We start from the raw sequence: 15,884 nt of genomic DNA on the forward strand, positions 1-15,884 counted from the left end.
GCATCTCCTGCAGTTCCTCCGGCGCTGGTGGCTCCCAGCCCAGCGGTGCTCCAGCAGAGCTGGACCTCGGTGTCTCGGCGGAGGAAGAGGAAAAGGACATGCGGCGCAGTCAGCTACGGGTGAATTCTTCTTCATGGTATGGCAGCATGCCCGCGCCATTGCACGAAAAAAAACTCCCCCTCAATTTTGTGCCAGCCCCCCCTCCTCCCCCCCCCCAACTGAGGAGGGTGCTGGAAAACAGGGGCTGCACCAAAGTTCCTTGAAGTTCATTGTCCCTTCCCCACCATCACCCTCACTTTCATTCATGTACGGACTCGTCAACAAAGCCATCAAAGACCTCGTCATCTCCAATTACGGGGAGGAGCGCTGGCAGCACATCAAGCAAAAGGCAGGCGTTGATATTGAAGTGTTTATCAGCCATGAGGGCTATTCGGATGACATCACCTACCAACTCGTGGGCGCGTCTTCCGAAGTGCTGGGCGTCACCGTCCGCGAGGTGCTGATCGCCTTTGGTGAACACTGGATTTTGAAAACAGCCTCGCACGGCTATGGCGTCATGATGCGCTCAGGCGGCGCCACGTTGAAGGAGTTCCTCATCAATCTGCCGAACCTCCACACGCGCGTGCAGATGATCTACCCCAATCTGACGCCCCCACGCTTTGAGTGCCAGGACGTCCAGGACAACTCCATGAGCCTGCACTACTTCACCCACCGCCCGGGACTTACGGATTTTGTCGTCGGCCTCGTTCAGGGACTTGGAAAGCTTTACAAAACACCCGTAACGACTGAGATTATCGCCATGAAGACAGCGGGTGCCGACCATGACATCTTTGCAGTGAACTGGACTCCCCCTGAGGCATGACCATCAGCGGGACCAGCATCATTGGCAGCATTCCCAGCAAGGAGTTCCTGCGCGCCTTTCCTTTCTACTTCGCCTGGGATGAGAATGACCGCCTCCTCGAAGCCGGCCCTTCCTTGGTCAAAGTATGCCCCAAGGCGGCTCCTGGCGCGCGCCTGCAGGATCTTTTCCTGGCCATCCGCCCTGCAGGCGAGTTCAGTGATGCCCTTGCCAGGTCCATGCCGGACAATTTGCTGCTGCTGCGCAGCCGCCAAAATCAATGCATCCTGCGCGGCCAGGTGATCATCCACAACGAGCCTCACCTCGGCATCATGCTTGCCACCCCCTGGCTCACGGAGCCTGATCAAGTGGAAAAACTCGGCCTGACCATGGGGGATTTTGCCGTGCATGATCAGACTCTCGATCTCCTCCAAGTCCTGCAGGCACAGCGCCTGACCTCGGCGGATTTGATCAATCTTAACAACCGCCTTAAAGAGCAGCAAACCCAGCTGCGGGAGCAGGAGGCCAACGCGCGCAAGCTCGCCCTCGTCGCCTCACGCACCGACAACGCTGTCATCGTCACCGATGCTCAAGGTTGCATTGAGTGGGTCAATGAAGGCTTCACCCGCATGACCGGCTGGCAGTTGGCTGAAGTCATCGGCCGCACCCCCGGCTCCTTTCTCCAGGGCCCCGGCTCAGACCCCGCCACCATCAGTTTGATGAAGCGCTCTCTGAAAGAGTGTAAAAGCGTACAAACGGAGATCCTCAACTATCACCGCTCCGGCCGCAGTTATTGGACCGCGCTCGAGATTCAACCCATCCGCAATGAGGCCGGAGAAGTGGTCAATTTCATGGCCATCGAAAGCGATGTCACCCAGCGCAAGCAGGATGAGAAACGCCGTGCCTTGGAGTATTCCGCCAGTCGTATCCTCGCTGAGCCCGGCACCGTTCGTCAGGTCTCTGCCAAGGTGATGCAGATGATCTGCCAGCAGCTCGGCTGGACCGCCGGATTGCTCTGGATGCTTGAGGTGGACGTCAAAGCTCTGCGCCTCGCCGAACTCTGGCATGATCCTTTGAGGGACATCGCACCCTTCATCACGATAAGCAGGAAGCTGCGTTTTGGCACAGGCATGTGCACACCCGGCCGAGTCCTGGAAACGGAGCAAAGCCAGTGGTGTCGTGATTTCGAGCAGAGTCCGGACAATCCGCGTGTAGCCTGCGCCCTGAGCTGCAAGCTGCGCGCATCCATCGCCTTTCCCATCATCGCTGACGGGGAAATTCTGGGTGTCGTGGAGCTGTTTGCCAGTGAAGCCGTCGATCCTGACGAGCCGCTGCTGCAGGCTCTCGCAGGCACCGGCAACCAAATGGGCCAGTTCATGGTGCGCAAAAGCTCCGAAGACCAGCTCTGGCGTTCCAACGCCTTGCAGAAGGCTGTTCTCGATGGCGCCGCCCACATCATCATTTCCACCACGCCGGATGGCACCATCGTCACCTTTAACCATGCTGCCGAAGAACATCTGGGCTACAAGGCCACAGAGGTCATCGGTTTGCAGACACCGGCCCCCTTTCATCTGCCCGAAGAAGTCGCGGCACGCGCTGCGGCTCTCACCCTCGAACTCGGCCGTCCCATCGAAGCGGGTTTTGAGACCTTCGTCGCCAAATCACGGCTCGGCAAACCGGATGAGGGTGAGTGGACTTATGTCCGCAAAGATGGCTCACACTTTCCCGTCCTCCTCTGCGTCACGACACTCTTTGACATGCAGGGCCAGGTCATCGGGTATCTCGGCATCGGTTCAGACATCACTGAGAAGAAACGCGCGGCTCAGGAACTGCTGAAGGCCAAGGAAATCGCCGAAGCCGCCAGCCAGGCCAAGAGCGACTTCCTCGCCACCATGAGCCATGAGATCCGCACGCCCATGAACGGCATCATCGGCATGACTTCCCTGCTGCTGGACACCGAGCTTGCAGACAAGCAGCGCGAGATGGTGGATGCCGTGCGCCACAGCGGCGAGGCCCTCATGACCATCATCGAGGACAACCTCGACTTCTCCAAGATCGAGGCGCGCAAGCTGGAGCTCGTCGAAGAAGCCTTCCGCCTGGATTCCGTGATCAGCGGCGTCGTGGATCTTCTTCAGCACAAGGCCGCCTCCCGCTCCATCGACTTGATTGTCAGAATCGCCCCCAACGTGCCGGCCTCCTTCATGGGAGATCCTGGTAGATTACGGCAGATCCTCATGAACCTCGTGGGCAATGGCATCAAGTTCACCGATGAAGGCAGCATCCGCATCCAGGTGAGAACTCTCAACTGCATAGCTCCCGGCACGACCAATCTCGAAATCAGCGTCACGGACACCGGCATCGGCATGACGGAGGAGCAGCAGAGCCAGCTCTTCCAGGCCTTCACGCAGGTGGACAGCTCCAGCAAGCGGCGCTTCGGCGGCACGGGCCTCGGCCTCACCATCAGCAAGCGTCTGGTGGAGCTCATGGGCGGCACCATCGGCGTGGAAAGCAAGCACATGGAAGGATCGCGCTTTTGGGTGCGGCTTCCCCTGCGTGTCGTTGAAAGCCAGAGGATGATTCCAAGGTACGACGTGGGCGTGCGTGATGAGATCGTCCCACAATCAACCGCCAGCGGCATCAAGCCGCGCCTTCTCCTCGTGGAAGACAATGAGGTCAATGCGCGCATGGCCATGATGATGCTCGAAAAAAACGGCTACCCGGGCGAAGTCGCACGGGATGGCGAAGAGGCCGTGGAGCGCTTTGCCAGCGGCGTCTATGACGGCATCCTCATGGACTGCCACATGCCCAACATGGATGGCTACGAGGCCACGCGTGCCATTCGCCAGCTCGAAGCCAGCCCGCTCTGGAAACGCCCGCGCTGCCGCATCATCGCCATGACCGCCAATGTGCAGACCGGTGAGCGCGAGCGCTGCCTGGCCGCCGGCATGGATGACTACGTCTCCAAGCCGCTGCGCGCCAAGGCGCTCATCGAAGCCCTGAACCGCGTGCAAGTACTCGCCGAAGCCGAGGAAAACATTGAGCCTCCCAAGTGGTCCGCTGAAGACACGACCTCCGCACATGAGGCCCTCCAGCAACTATCGGAAGAACTCAGCACAGCAGACGCCGTCGAACTCATCGAAAACTGGTTCACCGACACCCCTGTGCGCATCCTCGAACTCGAAAAACTCGCCGGCAGCGACGATCAGCCCACGCTGCGCCGCACCGCGCATTCCTTGAAAGGCAGCAGCTCCCTCTTCGGCCTCACCTCCATCCACACGCTCTGCCGTGAGATCGAGCAAACCGCCGAAAACAATCACCGCGCCGGGCAGTCCGCCCTCATCGCCAAGCTGAAGCAACTCTTTGGCTGCGCCGTGCCGGAGCTGAAGAAGCTCATCGCAGGTCTGCAGTAGTGTGGGCTCCCGGAGGGAGCAGAGAAATTAGCCGGGGGTGGAGCGAAAACGCGCAGCGGTGCAGCGGGAACCACCGGACCCCGCGATGCCCCCATCTCCATTCAGAGACGCATGCCGGAGGTATGCGAGAAGCGTTCGTCCGCCCAGCGTCCACGGGGAGTCTGCGCACGCCCCCACACTCCCCCTCAACTGCGGATGATGCTTCGGCGTGGCTGGCGGCGAACAATGAAGGCGCTTCACAAAGCATCCCTCTGATCCAACAACAACCAACACTCCAACATTCCATCCGTATGCTCGACCTTGAATCTACCGCACTCATTCTTGTGGGTTATCAAAACGATTACTTCGCCGCCAATGGCATTCTTCGCGGCGTGGTGGAGGAGGCGGACCGCGTGGACCGCACGCTCGCTCACACGCTTGATCTCCTGAATCATTACGCGCTTTCGAAGCTCACCATCATCTCCACGCCGATCATCCTGAAACCGGATTACCGGGCGCTGGCAAACTCCGTGGGCATCCTGGACACCATCAAGCAGGTGGGCGCCTTCAAAGAAGGTTCCTTCGGGGCTGAAACGATCCCCGAACTCCTGGCCTTTGGAGACCGCATCACCTACGTCTCCGGCAAGGTGGGCTTCAACGCCTTCTCCTCGACGAACCTCGAAGAGGTCCTCAAAGAGCGCAAGATCAAGAACATCCTCGTGGCCGGCATGGTCACCTCCCTCTGCATTGACTCCACCGGACGCGCGGGCTACGAGCGCGGCTACAAGGTGACGATCCTCTCCGACTGCACTTCAGCACGCACCCCGGTGGAGCAGGACTTCTTCTGCAGTTATGTGTTTCCGCTTTATGGCGGAGTGGCGACCAATGAAAAATTGAAAGCGGAGATGCCGCTCTCCGGTCTGATGGCCGCAGCCCTGGCGGCGTAGAAAACAGAAGGTCCAAGTCTGCTGCGCAAGCGACTCGTCCATGAACGAACATTCCACATTGCTGACAGACATCCACGTGGAGGCGACCTACCGCCTCACCGAGGCTCTGATCGAGTCTGAGCAACGCATGCGGCGGCGGGTGGAATGCCTCTCTGAAATCGTGTTTGAGACGGATGGCGATGGCAGGCTGGTCTTCATGAACAAAGCCTGGACGGACACCCTGGGCTACTCAGTCGCGGCGTCCACCGGAACGCTCCTGCGTGACTACGTGGTGGTGGATGACCAGCCCCTGCTGACGAAGATCATCGAGGGCGGCGTTGCCTCCGGCCCCGCCCGCCCTGCCATCCACATGCGGCGTTTCGACAGCGTGGTGGTCTGCATGGAGATCGCCGTCTCCGCACTGAACGGCTCCGGGATCATTGGCTCCATGCATGACGTGACCAAGCAGAGGCGAAATCAGCAGGAGCTGGAGAAGCTTTCTCTCGTGGCCAGCTTCACCGACAACCTCGTCGTCATCACGGATGCTTCCGGCCGCTTGGAATGGGTCAACGACGCCTTTGTGAAACGCACGGGCTACACCCTCGGCGAGGTGATCGGGCGCAAGCCCGGCGACGTCTTGCAGGGGCCTGAGACGGATCGTGAAACGGTGGCCTTGATTGGGGAAAAACTCCGCCAGGGGGAGTCCTTTCAGGCGCAACTGCTGAACTACACCAAGTCGGGCTCACCTTACTGGGTGGAGTTTCATGTCACCCCGATCAAGAACAAGGAGGGCACCATCGTGCGCTTCATTGCCGTGCAGTCAGACATCACGGAACTCAAACGAACCCAGAGCGAGCTCAAGATCGCCAAGGAAAAAGCCGAGGCCGCCAGCCAGGCGAAGAGCGACTTCCTGGCCACCATGAGCCATGAGATCCGCACGCCCATGAACGGCATCATCGGCATGACTTCCCTGCTGCTCGACACCGAGCTTGCAGACAAGCAGCGCGAGATGGTCGATGCCGTGCGCCACAGCGGTGATTCACTCATGACCATCATCGAGGACATCCTCGACTTCTCCAAGATCGAAGCCCGCAAGCTGGATCTCGTGGAGGAAGCCTTCGGTCTCGATTCCGTCATCAGCGGTGTCGTGGATCTTCTCCAGCACAAGGCGGCCTCTCGTTCCATCGACCTGATTGTACGCATCGGCTCAGACGTGCCGGACTGCTTCATGGGAGATCCTGGCAGGCTACGGCAGATCCTCATGAACCTCGTCGGCAACGGCATCAAGTTCACCGATGAAGGCAGCATCCGCATTCAGGTGAGCCGCTTAAACGCCACAGCCACCGGCGCCCCGAATTTGGAAATCAGCGTCACCGACACCGGCATCGGCATGACGGAGGAGCAGCAGAGCCAGCTCTTCCAGCCATTCACGCAGGTGGACAGCTCCACCACGCGGCGCTTTGGCGGCACCGGCCTCGGACTCGCCATCTGCAAGCGCCTGGTGGAGCTCATGGGCGGCAGCATCGGCGTGGAGAGCAAACGCCACAGAGGCTCGCGCTTCTGGATCCGGCTGCCTTTGCGCGTGGTCGAAAACCAGAAGATGCCGGTGCAGGAAGAGCCGGAAGTGCGTGCAGAAACAGCCCCTCAGGCAACCATCGGCGGCATCAAGCCGCGCCTTCTCCTCGTCGAAGACAATGAGGTCAATGCGCGCATGGCGATGATGATGCTCGAAAAGAACGGCTACCCTGCCGAAGTGGCCACCGATGGTGAAGTGGCCGTGGAGCGCTTTGCCAGCGGTGTTTATGACGGCATCCTCATGGACTGCCACATGCCCAACATGGATGGCTACGAGGCCACGCGTGCCATTCGCCAGCTCGAAGCCAGCCCGCACTGGAAACGCCCGCGCTGCCGCATCATCGCCATGACTGCGAATGTGCAGGCAGGCGAGCGCGAGCGCTGCCTTGCCGTCGGCATGGATGACTACGTCTCCAAACCCCTGCGAACCCGGCCGCTTCTTGAAGCCCTGCAGCAGGTCCAGGTTTTCGCAAAAACTCCAGCAACTCCGCAGTGGTCCGCTGAAGAGACATCCGCTGTACGGGAGGCCCTCCAGCAGTTGGTGGAGGATCTGAGCACTGAAAACGCCCTCGAACTCATCGAAAACTGGTTCAAAGACACGCCTGAGCGCATCCAAGAACTCGAAAAACTCGCGGGCACCGACGATCAGGCTGCGCTGCGTCGCACGGCCCACTCGCTGAAAGGCACCAGCTCTCTCTTTGGTCTCTCATCCATCCACACGCTCAGCCGCGAGCTGGAGCAAACCGCCGAGAAGAACCTCCGCGCCAGCCAGCCTGTGCTCACGGCGCAGCTGAAGCAATCCGTCGCGTCCGCCGCCCCGGAGCTCAGGAAGCTCATGCTGTGCCTGAGCTAGCCAGACTCAGGCCAGCGCATAGCATTTGCCTCCCAACACATGTAACAATTCCTAGGGATCGGCCAGCAAGGGCGGCACACCAATTCACCTTGCCCAATCCGGCAAAACTGCCGTTATTGGGTGAAATGTCCGAATCCCTCAGCGAATCCCCCGCCTTGAAACCCCTTCGTGTCGCTGTCGTGGAGGATGACCCCACCTTGCGGCTCTTCATGAAAAAGCTCATCCAGAAGCCTGCTCATGGCTTTGAGTTCGACGGAGCCTGGGCCTCGGCGGAGGAAGCCGTGAAGCCCATCATCGACAGCCGGCCGCATGTGGTCATCGTCGATCTCGAACTGCCCAAAATCTCCGGCATCGAACTCATCCGCCAGCTTTCACCGCGCCTGATCGAGACCGCCTTCGTCGTGCTCACCATCCATGACGATCCGGCCAAAGTCTTCGAAGCACTCCGTGCCGGTGCAAATGGCTACCTGCTCAAATCCTCCAAGCCCAACGAAATCGCCGCCGGCATCCGCCAGGCCAGCGAAGGCGGCGCGCCGCTCAGCCAGGACATCGCACGCCTGCTGATCAAATCCTTCCAGACTCCGGCCACGCCGCAGAAGAAGGACATCCCCTGCCTCACCCCGCGCGAAAGCCAGGTCCTGGAACGCCTGGCCCAGGGCATGGTCCCCAAAGAACTCGCCCATGACCTCGGCATCAGCTACGAGACCGTGCGCGAGTACATCAAGGCCGTTTACTCCAAGCTCCACGTCCGCTCCCGCACCGAGGCCGTGATCAAGTACCTGGAGCATCAGGCGTAGCCCCCGCCCTACCATCCACTGGCATTTCCCACCGGACCATCCGGCAGGATGCCGGGCCGTGTTTGAAACACCCTGGCCGCGCTGGCGCTTTGCGTTTTGGAGTGCGCCGGTCCTCCGGCGCTTTCGAGCGTCCATCGGCCTGCGCAAAGCTCCAGAGGGCTGGAGCACTCCAAAACGCTCTCGCGAGCTTTCTCCCTGCTGCGGCATGACGCCACGCCAAGGTCTTTAAACACCATCTAAAGCCTCATTCTCCAGGCACCTCTTCAGCCGGAGCCTTGGCCTTGCTCTTGCGCGGCTTCTTCACGGCCACGGGCTCCTCCACCACAGGCGCGGCGGCGGCCTCAGGCTGCGGGGCGATCTCCGGCAGAATGAAGATGCTGCAGTAGCCGCAGACTTGCAGAGACGCATCCTCACGGCGCAGATCCGAAAGCTGGCCGCTGGGCAGCGAGAGATGGCAGCCGCCGCAGGTGTTGTTCCGCATCCGGGCCGCTCCGCGCTTGCCTTTGGAAATCCGCAGATCGTAGTGGTGCAGGATCGCCGTGGGCAGGCGCTCGCGCACGCTCTCGGCCTCCAGCCTCAGCTCTTTGCAGCGCGGGCTGCTGGGCTCCAGGCGGCGTTTGGCGGCATCCAGCTCGCTGAGCTGGCAGAGGTCTTCGATGAGCGTGGCGGTGGTTTTCATGGGCTGGTCGGGGTGGGTGGGGTTGTCAAAATGGAGGGCATACGTGGAGGAGGATTCGTCGAGAGGACGGCGCAGGACCTCCAGCCATGCCAGAGCGGAATTCATGCGCAGGCGTGCTCCTCCACTCCCACCGGGATGCTGCGATCATCCGCAGAAAACGCGGCGGCATGCGCGTAGTCCGGAGACGGGTGCTTCTTCACCCACAGCTTCAGCTTGTCGGTGAAGGCCGTTTTCACGCAGGCGTAGCAGTCGGGGATCTCCAGGCCGTCGCTGCAGTAAGTCACCACCCGTGTCGCCATGGGCATCCGCAGAAGCTGCTGCTGCACATGCGCGGAGTACTCCGTGTAAAGCTCCGGCTTCAGCTCCACATCGTAGTCGATCCGCAGCGCGGGCATGATGTTCTCCTCAAACGGATTGAAGAGATAGAACGCCTCAAAGTCGCGGAAGTTCACGTCCTGGATGTTTCCATGCACGATCTCCACGCGTGGCACATGGTGCTTTTTCACCACCTCCTGCGCGGTTCGCACCAGCTTCCCCCGCTGCTCCACCCCCGTGAAGTGGCCCTGCGTCGTCATGGCGCCGATGACGCAGAATTTCCCCGGACCGCAGCCGATGTCCAGCACCCGCGTGCCGGCCTGCACGACAAGAAGCTGCGCCGCCGTGCGGCACACGTGCACCGGGCTCCAGTGGCAGGCGGACAGCCTGCCGATGGCCTCTGGGAAGATCAGGTCGAAGTCCTGGTCCTTCTTCGATTGCAGAAGCTCGTTGTCAGACGGGGTGCGGGATGAGGAGGGGCGTTGGGGGGAGGATTTGAGCATGACATCCCCTGAGATTGCATTTCCGGGGCCATGTGGCCCGGCAGACGCTCCAGCCCTTGTAACTCAAGGCCTGCAGCGCCATGCCAGTTTGGGGTTGATTTCCACCAGCCGCACTTGTGTGCAAATTCTGCACTTGCAGCGGCGACTCAGTGCAACGTTGTTCCGACTGCATGGAACTCGCCAACATCCACATCCTGGTCCTCGATCGCGATGCCACCTCCGCCCGCGTCATCCGGGATGTGCTGGCCAAAGTCGGCTACCGGGTCTCCGTCGCCTCGCATGAGACCGATGCGCTGAACCTCGCCGCCGGAGAGCTCTTCAATGTCGTGGTCAAATCCTTCGACGCGCAGCGCATCGACGCCGTCGCGCTCATGGAAAAAGTACGCGGCATCACGCCGGACACGCAGTTCATTTTTCTCAGCGACAAAGGCACCATCCACACCGCCGTGGAGGCCATGCGCAAAGGCGCGTTTGACTACCTCTCCAAGCCCGTCAACGCAGCGCAGCTCGCCGAGTCCGTCCGCAAGGCCCTGGATCATCAGTCCCTTGTGGCTGAAGACCAGCAGATCAAGCAGCGCCTGCGCCGCCGCTCAGACCCCGACATCTTCGCCGGCAGCAGCGCCGCCATGAAGGACATCAGCCGCCTCATCCAGCAGATCGCCCCCACGGATGTGACCGTGCTCATCGGCGGCGAAAGCGGCACCGGCAAGGAAGTCGTCGCCCGTGCCATTCATGAAAAGAGCCGCCGCAAAGCCCAGCCCTTCATCGCCGTGAACTGCGCCGCGCTGCCGGAGAACTTGATCGAGGCCGAGCTCTTCGGCCATGTGCGCGGTGCCTTCACCGGCGCCGTCAGCGACCGCAAAGGCCGCTTCCAGCTCGCCCAGGGCGGCACCCTGTTTCTCGATGAGATCGGCGATCTCTCACGTAAAGGCCAGGGCGACCTCCTCCGCGTGCTCGAAGACGGCACCTACCGCCCGGTGGGCAGTCACAAAATCGAGCGCGCCAACGCCCGCATCATCGCCGCCACCAACAAAGATCTCGAAGCCGAGGCCGTCACCGGCGGCGCCTTTCGCGAAGACCTCTTCTACCGCCTCAACATCGTCTCCGTGACGATGCCCCCGCTGCGCGAGCGTGCGGAGGACATCGCTCCGCTCGTGAAATCCTTCACCGACCACTTCTGCACCAAGCACCGGCGGCGGCCCAAGAAATTCAAACCCGAGGTGCTCAGCCTTTTTCAAACCCTGCGCTGGCCCGGCAACGTCCGCCAGCTGCGCAATCTGGTGGAGCGCCTCGTCGTCACCGTGCCGCACGCCGCCATCGGCCTGGATGATCTGCCACCGGCCATGCACCAGGGGAGGCGCGAGCCGCACGCCATCGCCATCCAGCCGGGCATGACCCTCGCCCAAGTCGAGGCCGAGCTCATCCGCCAGACGCTGCTCAAAGTCACCTCCAACCGCGAGGAAGCCGCGCAGGCCCTCGGCATCAGCCGCCGCGCCCTGCAGTACAAAATCCAGCGCTACCGGCTCACCAAGCTGCCCAGGCAGGTCACCCCATCCACAGGCTGATTCGCGCCTCCTGCCTGTCAGTCCGCCCCCGTCACATCACAGCACCCGCCTGCAAAAGTGAGTTCGCAAATGTTGTGCTTGGGCGTAATATGGATTCAAGCCCCAAAATTCCATGCACACCCCTCAAATCCTTGATCGTCGGTCCAGCCGCATGAACAGCCTCGCCACCGCCGGGCTGCTGCTCGCCATGCTGCTCATGCTCGATTCATGCACCTCCTGGAAAAACGCCGCAGCATTCAAAGACCTGACCACACGCACTCTGGAAGGCAAGTACCTGCGCGCGATCCAGGCGGAAAACCAGGTGGACGCCAAAGTCCTGAAGTCGTACACCAAAGCGCCCCCCCCTGGAAAGCCGGGTCCCCTCCAGCTTCAAGGCAAACCCTTCTGGACCCCGCTTCAGTTCGACTGGATTTGTGCCATCGACAAGGCCGTCATGTCCGAAAGAGCGCGCCGTCGAATGAAGCTGCGCTGCATCAAAAAGTATGGCGTGGGCTTCGTCGTGTTTAAACCCGATCCCGCAGATCGGAATTTCCCCGCCTTCGGGGAGTCCGATGAAAAAGGCTTCACCATGGCAGATCTCCACAAAGCCTTCGGCCCCAATCTTCCGCCCTTCACCTCGCTGCTGCAACTTTGCCTGAATCAAAAGTAAGGCCGCGCCGCCGCCCCCCACCACGCTGAAAACCCTCCGTGCCGCCCGTCATGCGCAGCGCGTCGCAGGCTCCCGTGGGGAAAGCGCGAAAGCCGCCCATTTGGACTGCGGTTGCGAAGGGAGGAAGGATCGCAGCCACCGCTTTCCGCAAGCCGGACGGCAGCCTGAGGCCGAAGAACCTTCAACACCACCCGCGAAAGCGGTGGCTCCGATGCACGCCTGCGTCGTGCATCTGCGCAACCGCAGTCCAAATCCAGACGCATCCTCCCCACACCCACTTGCAGCCGACCTGCAGCCCGCCCAGGTCTGCGGCGGCTGGATCACAGACCTGGTTTCAAGGAATCGTGGTATCAGACAGGGCCGGAGCCAGCAGCTGCGCAGCCGCGTCGCCCCCCCTCACACCTCCACACTGTAGACCTGCACCCGACCCATCGCCTCCCACTTCCCCGGCTTCACTTTTCCGGGGCCGGTGATCACCGTGGCGATCATGCTCTTGCCATCCGCGGTGAAGCGTGCGCGCGTCATGCGTGATTTGGTGTCCATGGATGAAACCAGGCTGCCATCCGCCGCGCTGAAGAGCGCGGCATTCCACGTCCCCTGGGCCTGACGGCCCGCCATGAGGAAGTGCTGGCCATCGGGATGAAACGCCAGCGTCTCCATGAGACCGGAGCCGTGCTGACCGTCCTTGATCTGATCCATCTTCTTGCCCGTGCGCCAGTCCCAGCGCTGCCAGGTCATTTTGCCGTTGCCCGCCATCGGATCTCCCATCGGCCCCATACCACAACCTAGCAGGGCATTGCCATCCGGTGAAAAGACGAGGCTGTAGATGCCGCCGGAGTAGTGGTGCGACTTCGTAGTGCCCCACGAGGTAAAATCCGGAGACGTCCACTGCGACACCGGCTTGCCATCCTTCGACTGCACATCCCACACGCGCACCTCGCCCATCATATTTGCCGCAGCGAGATGTTTGCTGTCTGGACTGAACGCACAGCTCAGCACCGGCGGCGTATGGTTGTAGCTGGCCACCAGCGCACCGCTGGCGGTGTCATACACGCGCACACTCGGCTCGCTCTCCGCCGCAGGCTCATACTTCCAGCCCCCCGCGATGTACTGCCCCGTCACACTCGCCACCCGCTTCCCATCCGGCGACAGCGCCAGCTGCCAGCTCCAAAATTGATGCGCCTTCACCTCGCGCACACACTTCCGCGTCGCCACGTCATGCCACAGCAGCATCCCGTCATACCCGGCGGAAATCAGCGTCTTCCCATCCGGCAGCAGCACGCAGCCGCTGGCGTAGGAGCTGTGCTTCTTTTCAAAGATGTCCTTCTTGCCGGTCGCAGTTTCCACAGCATGCACACTGCCATCCATGCACGCCGCATAGGCCAGCGCGCCATCCGGCGTGGTCGCCAGTCCCAGGACGGCAAAGGGCATCTCGTATTGTTTGGTACGGGTCAGTTTCATGGGCGGTCTCAGGCGAGGATGTCGCGGATCGGCTCCGCCTTGTTTTCCACGCGGTGGAAGGTGGGCATGCCGGGCAGGTCATACTCCGCATACGGATCAATGCCCAGCGCCGTGAAGATGGTGGCGAAGAGATTCTGCTCGCTGTACGGTTTTTCGATGACGTCCACGCCGTCCACATCTGTGGCGCCCGTGACCACGCCGCGCTTCAGGCCGCAGCCCGTCATCATCATGCTCCAGGCGTTCGGGTAGTGCTCGCGACCGCGCGCCGCGTTCATCCACGGACTGCGGCCAAACTCGCCCATTGCAATCACCAGCGTGGAGTCCAGCAGCCCGCGCTCTTCGAGGTCGTTCACCAGATTGTACACCACATGGTCCAGCTCCGGCACAAGCATCTGATGGATCTCATGGTTGAACACATGATTGTCCCAGTTCATACCATTGGCAACCATCACAAACGGCGCGCCATTTTCAACAAGGTGCCGCGACATCAGCGCATGCTGCGCAAAACTTCCGGGCCCGTAGCGCTCGCGGTCCTTGGCAGGCAGTTTGTTCACGTCAAACTGGTCCGCGCTAGCGCTCAGCCCCTTCATGCGCTCAAAGGCCGCGTTCTGGCTGCGCGCAACCGCACTGTTGCGGTCACGCTCATACTTCGAAGTCAGAAACTTGCGCAACGTCTCGCGCGATTCCTTGTCATGCTGCGGGATGCCCTCGCCCTCCGTGTGCAGAAACTGGGTGTAGTCCCCGCCGAGGCGGACGGGTGCATATTCCGCGCCGAGCCAGCCCGCCCAGTTGCCAGCCTTGAAGCCCTCGAACTCATTGCCCCCGGGCACGGGATCCAGAAAGATGAAATTCGGCAGCTTCGAATCCAGCTGCCCCATCGCCTGCGCCAGACTGCTGCCCAGCGTCGGCCGCGTGAAACCCGCACGCTCCGGGCTGCCGCGTTGCAGCAGGTTGATCGCCTGCAGGTGCTCCGGCTGGTTCGTCTTCATGCTGCGCACCAGATTCAGCTTGTCCGCGATGCTCGCGCACTTCGGCATCAGCGAAGAAAAATGAATGCCCGGAATCTTCGTCGGCATGCTGCCAAACGGCCCGTTCCCCGGACTGCCGGGTTTCGGATACCACGTCTCAAACTGACTCGGCGCCCCGCACAGCCACAGCAGGATGCAATGCTTCTGCGCCTTCTTCGTCTCCTCCGCAAACACCGGATTCTGAAACAGCCCCGTAAAGCTCGCTGTGCTGGCCAGCGCCCCTCCCGTCAGCCCCTTCAAAAACAGCCGCCGATGCAGCGTGTGTTCTTGCGTCGGGCAACGTGGATGGGGATCGCGGAGATTCATCAGGTAAAAAGGGAGCGTTTCGAGCGCAGGAAAGTTACACCATTTCCAGGGCATTTTTAGCAGTGATTTTCGAGGGAATGCAGATTCTTGGCTGGCAGATGAAATTGGGCGAGTTCGTTCTACCTGAATGCTCTCAACCAGATTACCTCAACCACGGAATACACGGAATTTAAATCAGACTCCGGCTTCCGTGTATTCCGTGTATTCCGTGGTCAATTGCCTGACTGCTTCAAAACGCATCACCTTGCATGAACGGCGAACAAACTAAGGCATCGCCAGAAACTCCGCGCTGGTGAGCAGCGCCCACAGCAGATCCCGCGTGGCATCTGCGGGGTGCGCGGCATTCGCATTCACAAAGGCCGACGCCTGCGTGGCTTCATCCGCATCCGGCGCGCGGCCGTACACGGCCTGAAAGGCTTCACGTATGCGAGTGGTAGCATCTGGTAGCGCAGTCAGCTTCTTGATGACTCCACCCTGAGCGGCCTGCAGCAGCGCGTTCATGCTGGGAGATCCGGAGAGAAACTGCGCCTGCTGGAAGGTGGCGTTGTACTCCTTGGGCAGCACGTCCGGCATGGCGGTGATGACCTGACGGCGGAATTCATCGTCCTCCGGCGGAAGGCCCAGCGCCACACGCCATGAGCGTGCCAGCTGCTCCGCCGTCAGCGGTCGCTCCACCATCCCCGCAAACAGCTCCGGTGCCGCATCAGACGCCCCCAGTGCATACACCCGGCTGCGCACGATCTCCCGCACCACACTCCGCGTGTCATACTTATGCGCGGCAAAATCCTGCGCCAGCCACTCCAGCAGTTCCGGGTGGCTCGGCGTGTTGCGCTCGTTGATTTCATCCGGCGGATTCACAATGCCGCGACCAATGAACGCCGCCCACATGCGGTTCACAAACGCGCGCGCCAGCAGCGGATTGTCCTGCGTCGCCGCTTCCGCAAAAGCCTCGCGCCGCGAGTACTTCGGCACACGCACCGCAGCCTTCGCATCCTCATAC

The 15,884-nt window shown here is 61.3% G+C and carries 12 protein-coding genes; 7 read left to right on the forward strand and 5 right to left on the reverse strand.

The window, feature by feature from the left end:
- Positions 1-304 precede the first annotated feature (304 nt).
- The 5 genes from WAW39_RS05840 to WAW39_RS05860 all read left to right on the forward strand — a co-directional run bounded on the left by WAW39_RS05840 (position 305) and on the right by WAW39_RS05860 (position 8,378).
- Entirely contained in the window at positions 305-862 is a 558-nt protein-coding gene (locus WAW39_RS05840; protein WP_422316729.1) for a heme NO-binding domain-containing protein, read from the forward strand.
- Entirely contained in the window at positions 859-4,248 is a 3,390-nt protein-coding gene (locus tag WAW39_RS05845; protein WP_422316731.1) for a PAS domain S-box protein, read from the forward strand. Before WAW39_RS05840 ends, WAW39_RS05845 begins: the two co-directional genes overlap by 4 nt.
- A 290-nt stretch (positions 4,249-4,538) precedes the next feature.
- Positions 4,539-5,174, forward strand: coding sequence for a cysteine hydrolase (locus WAW39_RS05850; RefSeq protein ID WP_422316733.1), 636 nt, complete (start codon positions 4,539-4,541; stop codon positions 5,172-5,174).
- Between the two features lie 40 nt (positions 5,175-5,214).
- Positions 5,215-7,581 (forward strand): ATP-binding protein, encoded by a 2,367-nt coding sequence (locus WAW39_RS05855; RefSeq protein WP_422316735.1) that lies wholly within the window; start codon positions 5,215-5,217, stop codon positions 7,579-7,581.
- Positions 7,582-7,706: 125 nt separating this feature from the next.
- Entirely contained in the window at positions 7,707-8,378 is a 672-nt protein-coding gene (locus WAW39_RS05860; protein WP_422316737.1) for a response regulator, read from the forward strand.
- Between the two features lie 244 nt (positions 8,379-8,622).
- Here WAW39_RS05860 and WAW39_RS05865 read toward each other — a convergent pair whose 3' ends face one another.
- A complete protein-coding gene (locus WAW39_RS05865; RefSeq protein ID WP_422316739.1) occupies positions 8,623-9,162 on the reverse strand; it encodes a hypothetical protein in 540 nt (179 codons plus the stop codon).
- Complete coding sequence (locus WAW39_RS05870) at positions 9,159-9,875, reverse strand: methyltransferase domain-containing protein (RefSeq protein WP_422316741.1); 717 nt, start codon at positions 9,873-9,875, stop codon at positions 9,159-9,161. Before WAW39_RS05870 ends, WAW39_RS05865 begins: the two co-directional genes overlap by 4 nt.
- A 170-nt stretch (positions 9,876-10,045) precedes the next feature.
- Between WAW39_RS05870 and WAW39_RS05875 the strand changes: the two genes are divergently transcribed.
- Both WAW39_RS05875 and WAW39_RS05880 read left to right on the forward strand, forming a co-directional pair.
- Positions 10,046-11,440 carry a sigma-54-dependent transcriptional regulator gene (locus WAW39_RS05875; RefSeq protein ID WP_422316743.1) on the forward strand — a complete coding sequence of 465 codons (1,395 nt, stop codon included), beginning with the start codon at positions 10,046-10,048 and terminating at the stop codon, positions 11,438-11,440.
- Between the two features lie 112 nt (positions 11,441-11,552).
- The gene (locus tag WAW39_RS05880; RefSeq protein ID WP_422316745.1) at positions 11,553-12,089 is read left to right on the forward strand and encodes a hypothetical protein; all 537 of its coding nucleotides are present in this window, start codon (positions 11,553-11,555) and stop codon (positions 12,087-12,089) included.
- A gap of 396 nt (positions 12,090-12,485) precedes the next feature.
- On the opposite strand, the gene WAW39_RS05885 is transcribed toward WAW39_RS05880, so the two are convergent.
- From WAW39_RS05885 to WAW39_RS05895, 3 genes are all read right to left on the reverse strand, one after another.
- Positions 12,486-13,550: a WD40 repeat domain-containing protein gene (locus tag WAW39_RS05885; protein WP_422316747.1), complete on the reverse strand. Its 1,065-nt coding sequence runs from the start codon at positions 13,548-13,550 to the stop codon at positions 12,486-12,488.
- Positions 13,551-13,558: 8 nt separating this feature from the next.
- Positions 13,559-14,884 carry a DUF1501 domain-containing protein gene (locus tag WAW39_RS05890; RefSeq protein ID WP_422316749.1) on the reverse strand — a complete coding sequence of 442 codons (1,326 nt, stop codon included), beginning with the start codon at positions 14,882-14,884 and terminating at the stop codon, positions 13,559-13,561.
- A gap of 264 nt (positions 14,885-15,148) precedes the next feature.
- Positions 15,149-15,884: DUF1553 domain-containing protein (locus tag WAW39_RS05895; RefSeq protein WP_422316751.1), on the reverse strand; the 736-nt coding region annotated here is incomplete at its 5' end.

Source organism: Prosthecobacter sp. (genome assembly GCF_049294395.1).
GTDB lineage: Bacteria > Verrucomicrobiota > Verrucomicrobiia > Verrucomicrobiales > Verrucomicrobiaceae > Prosthecobacter.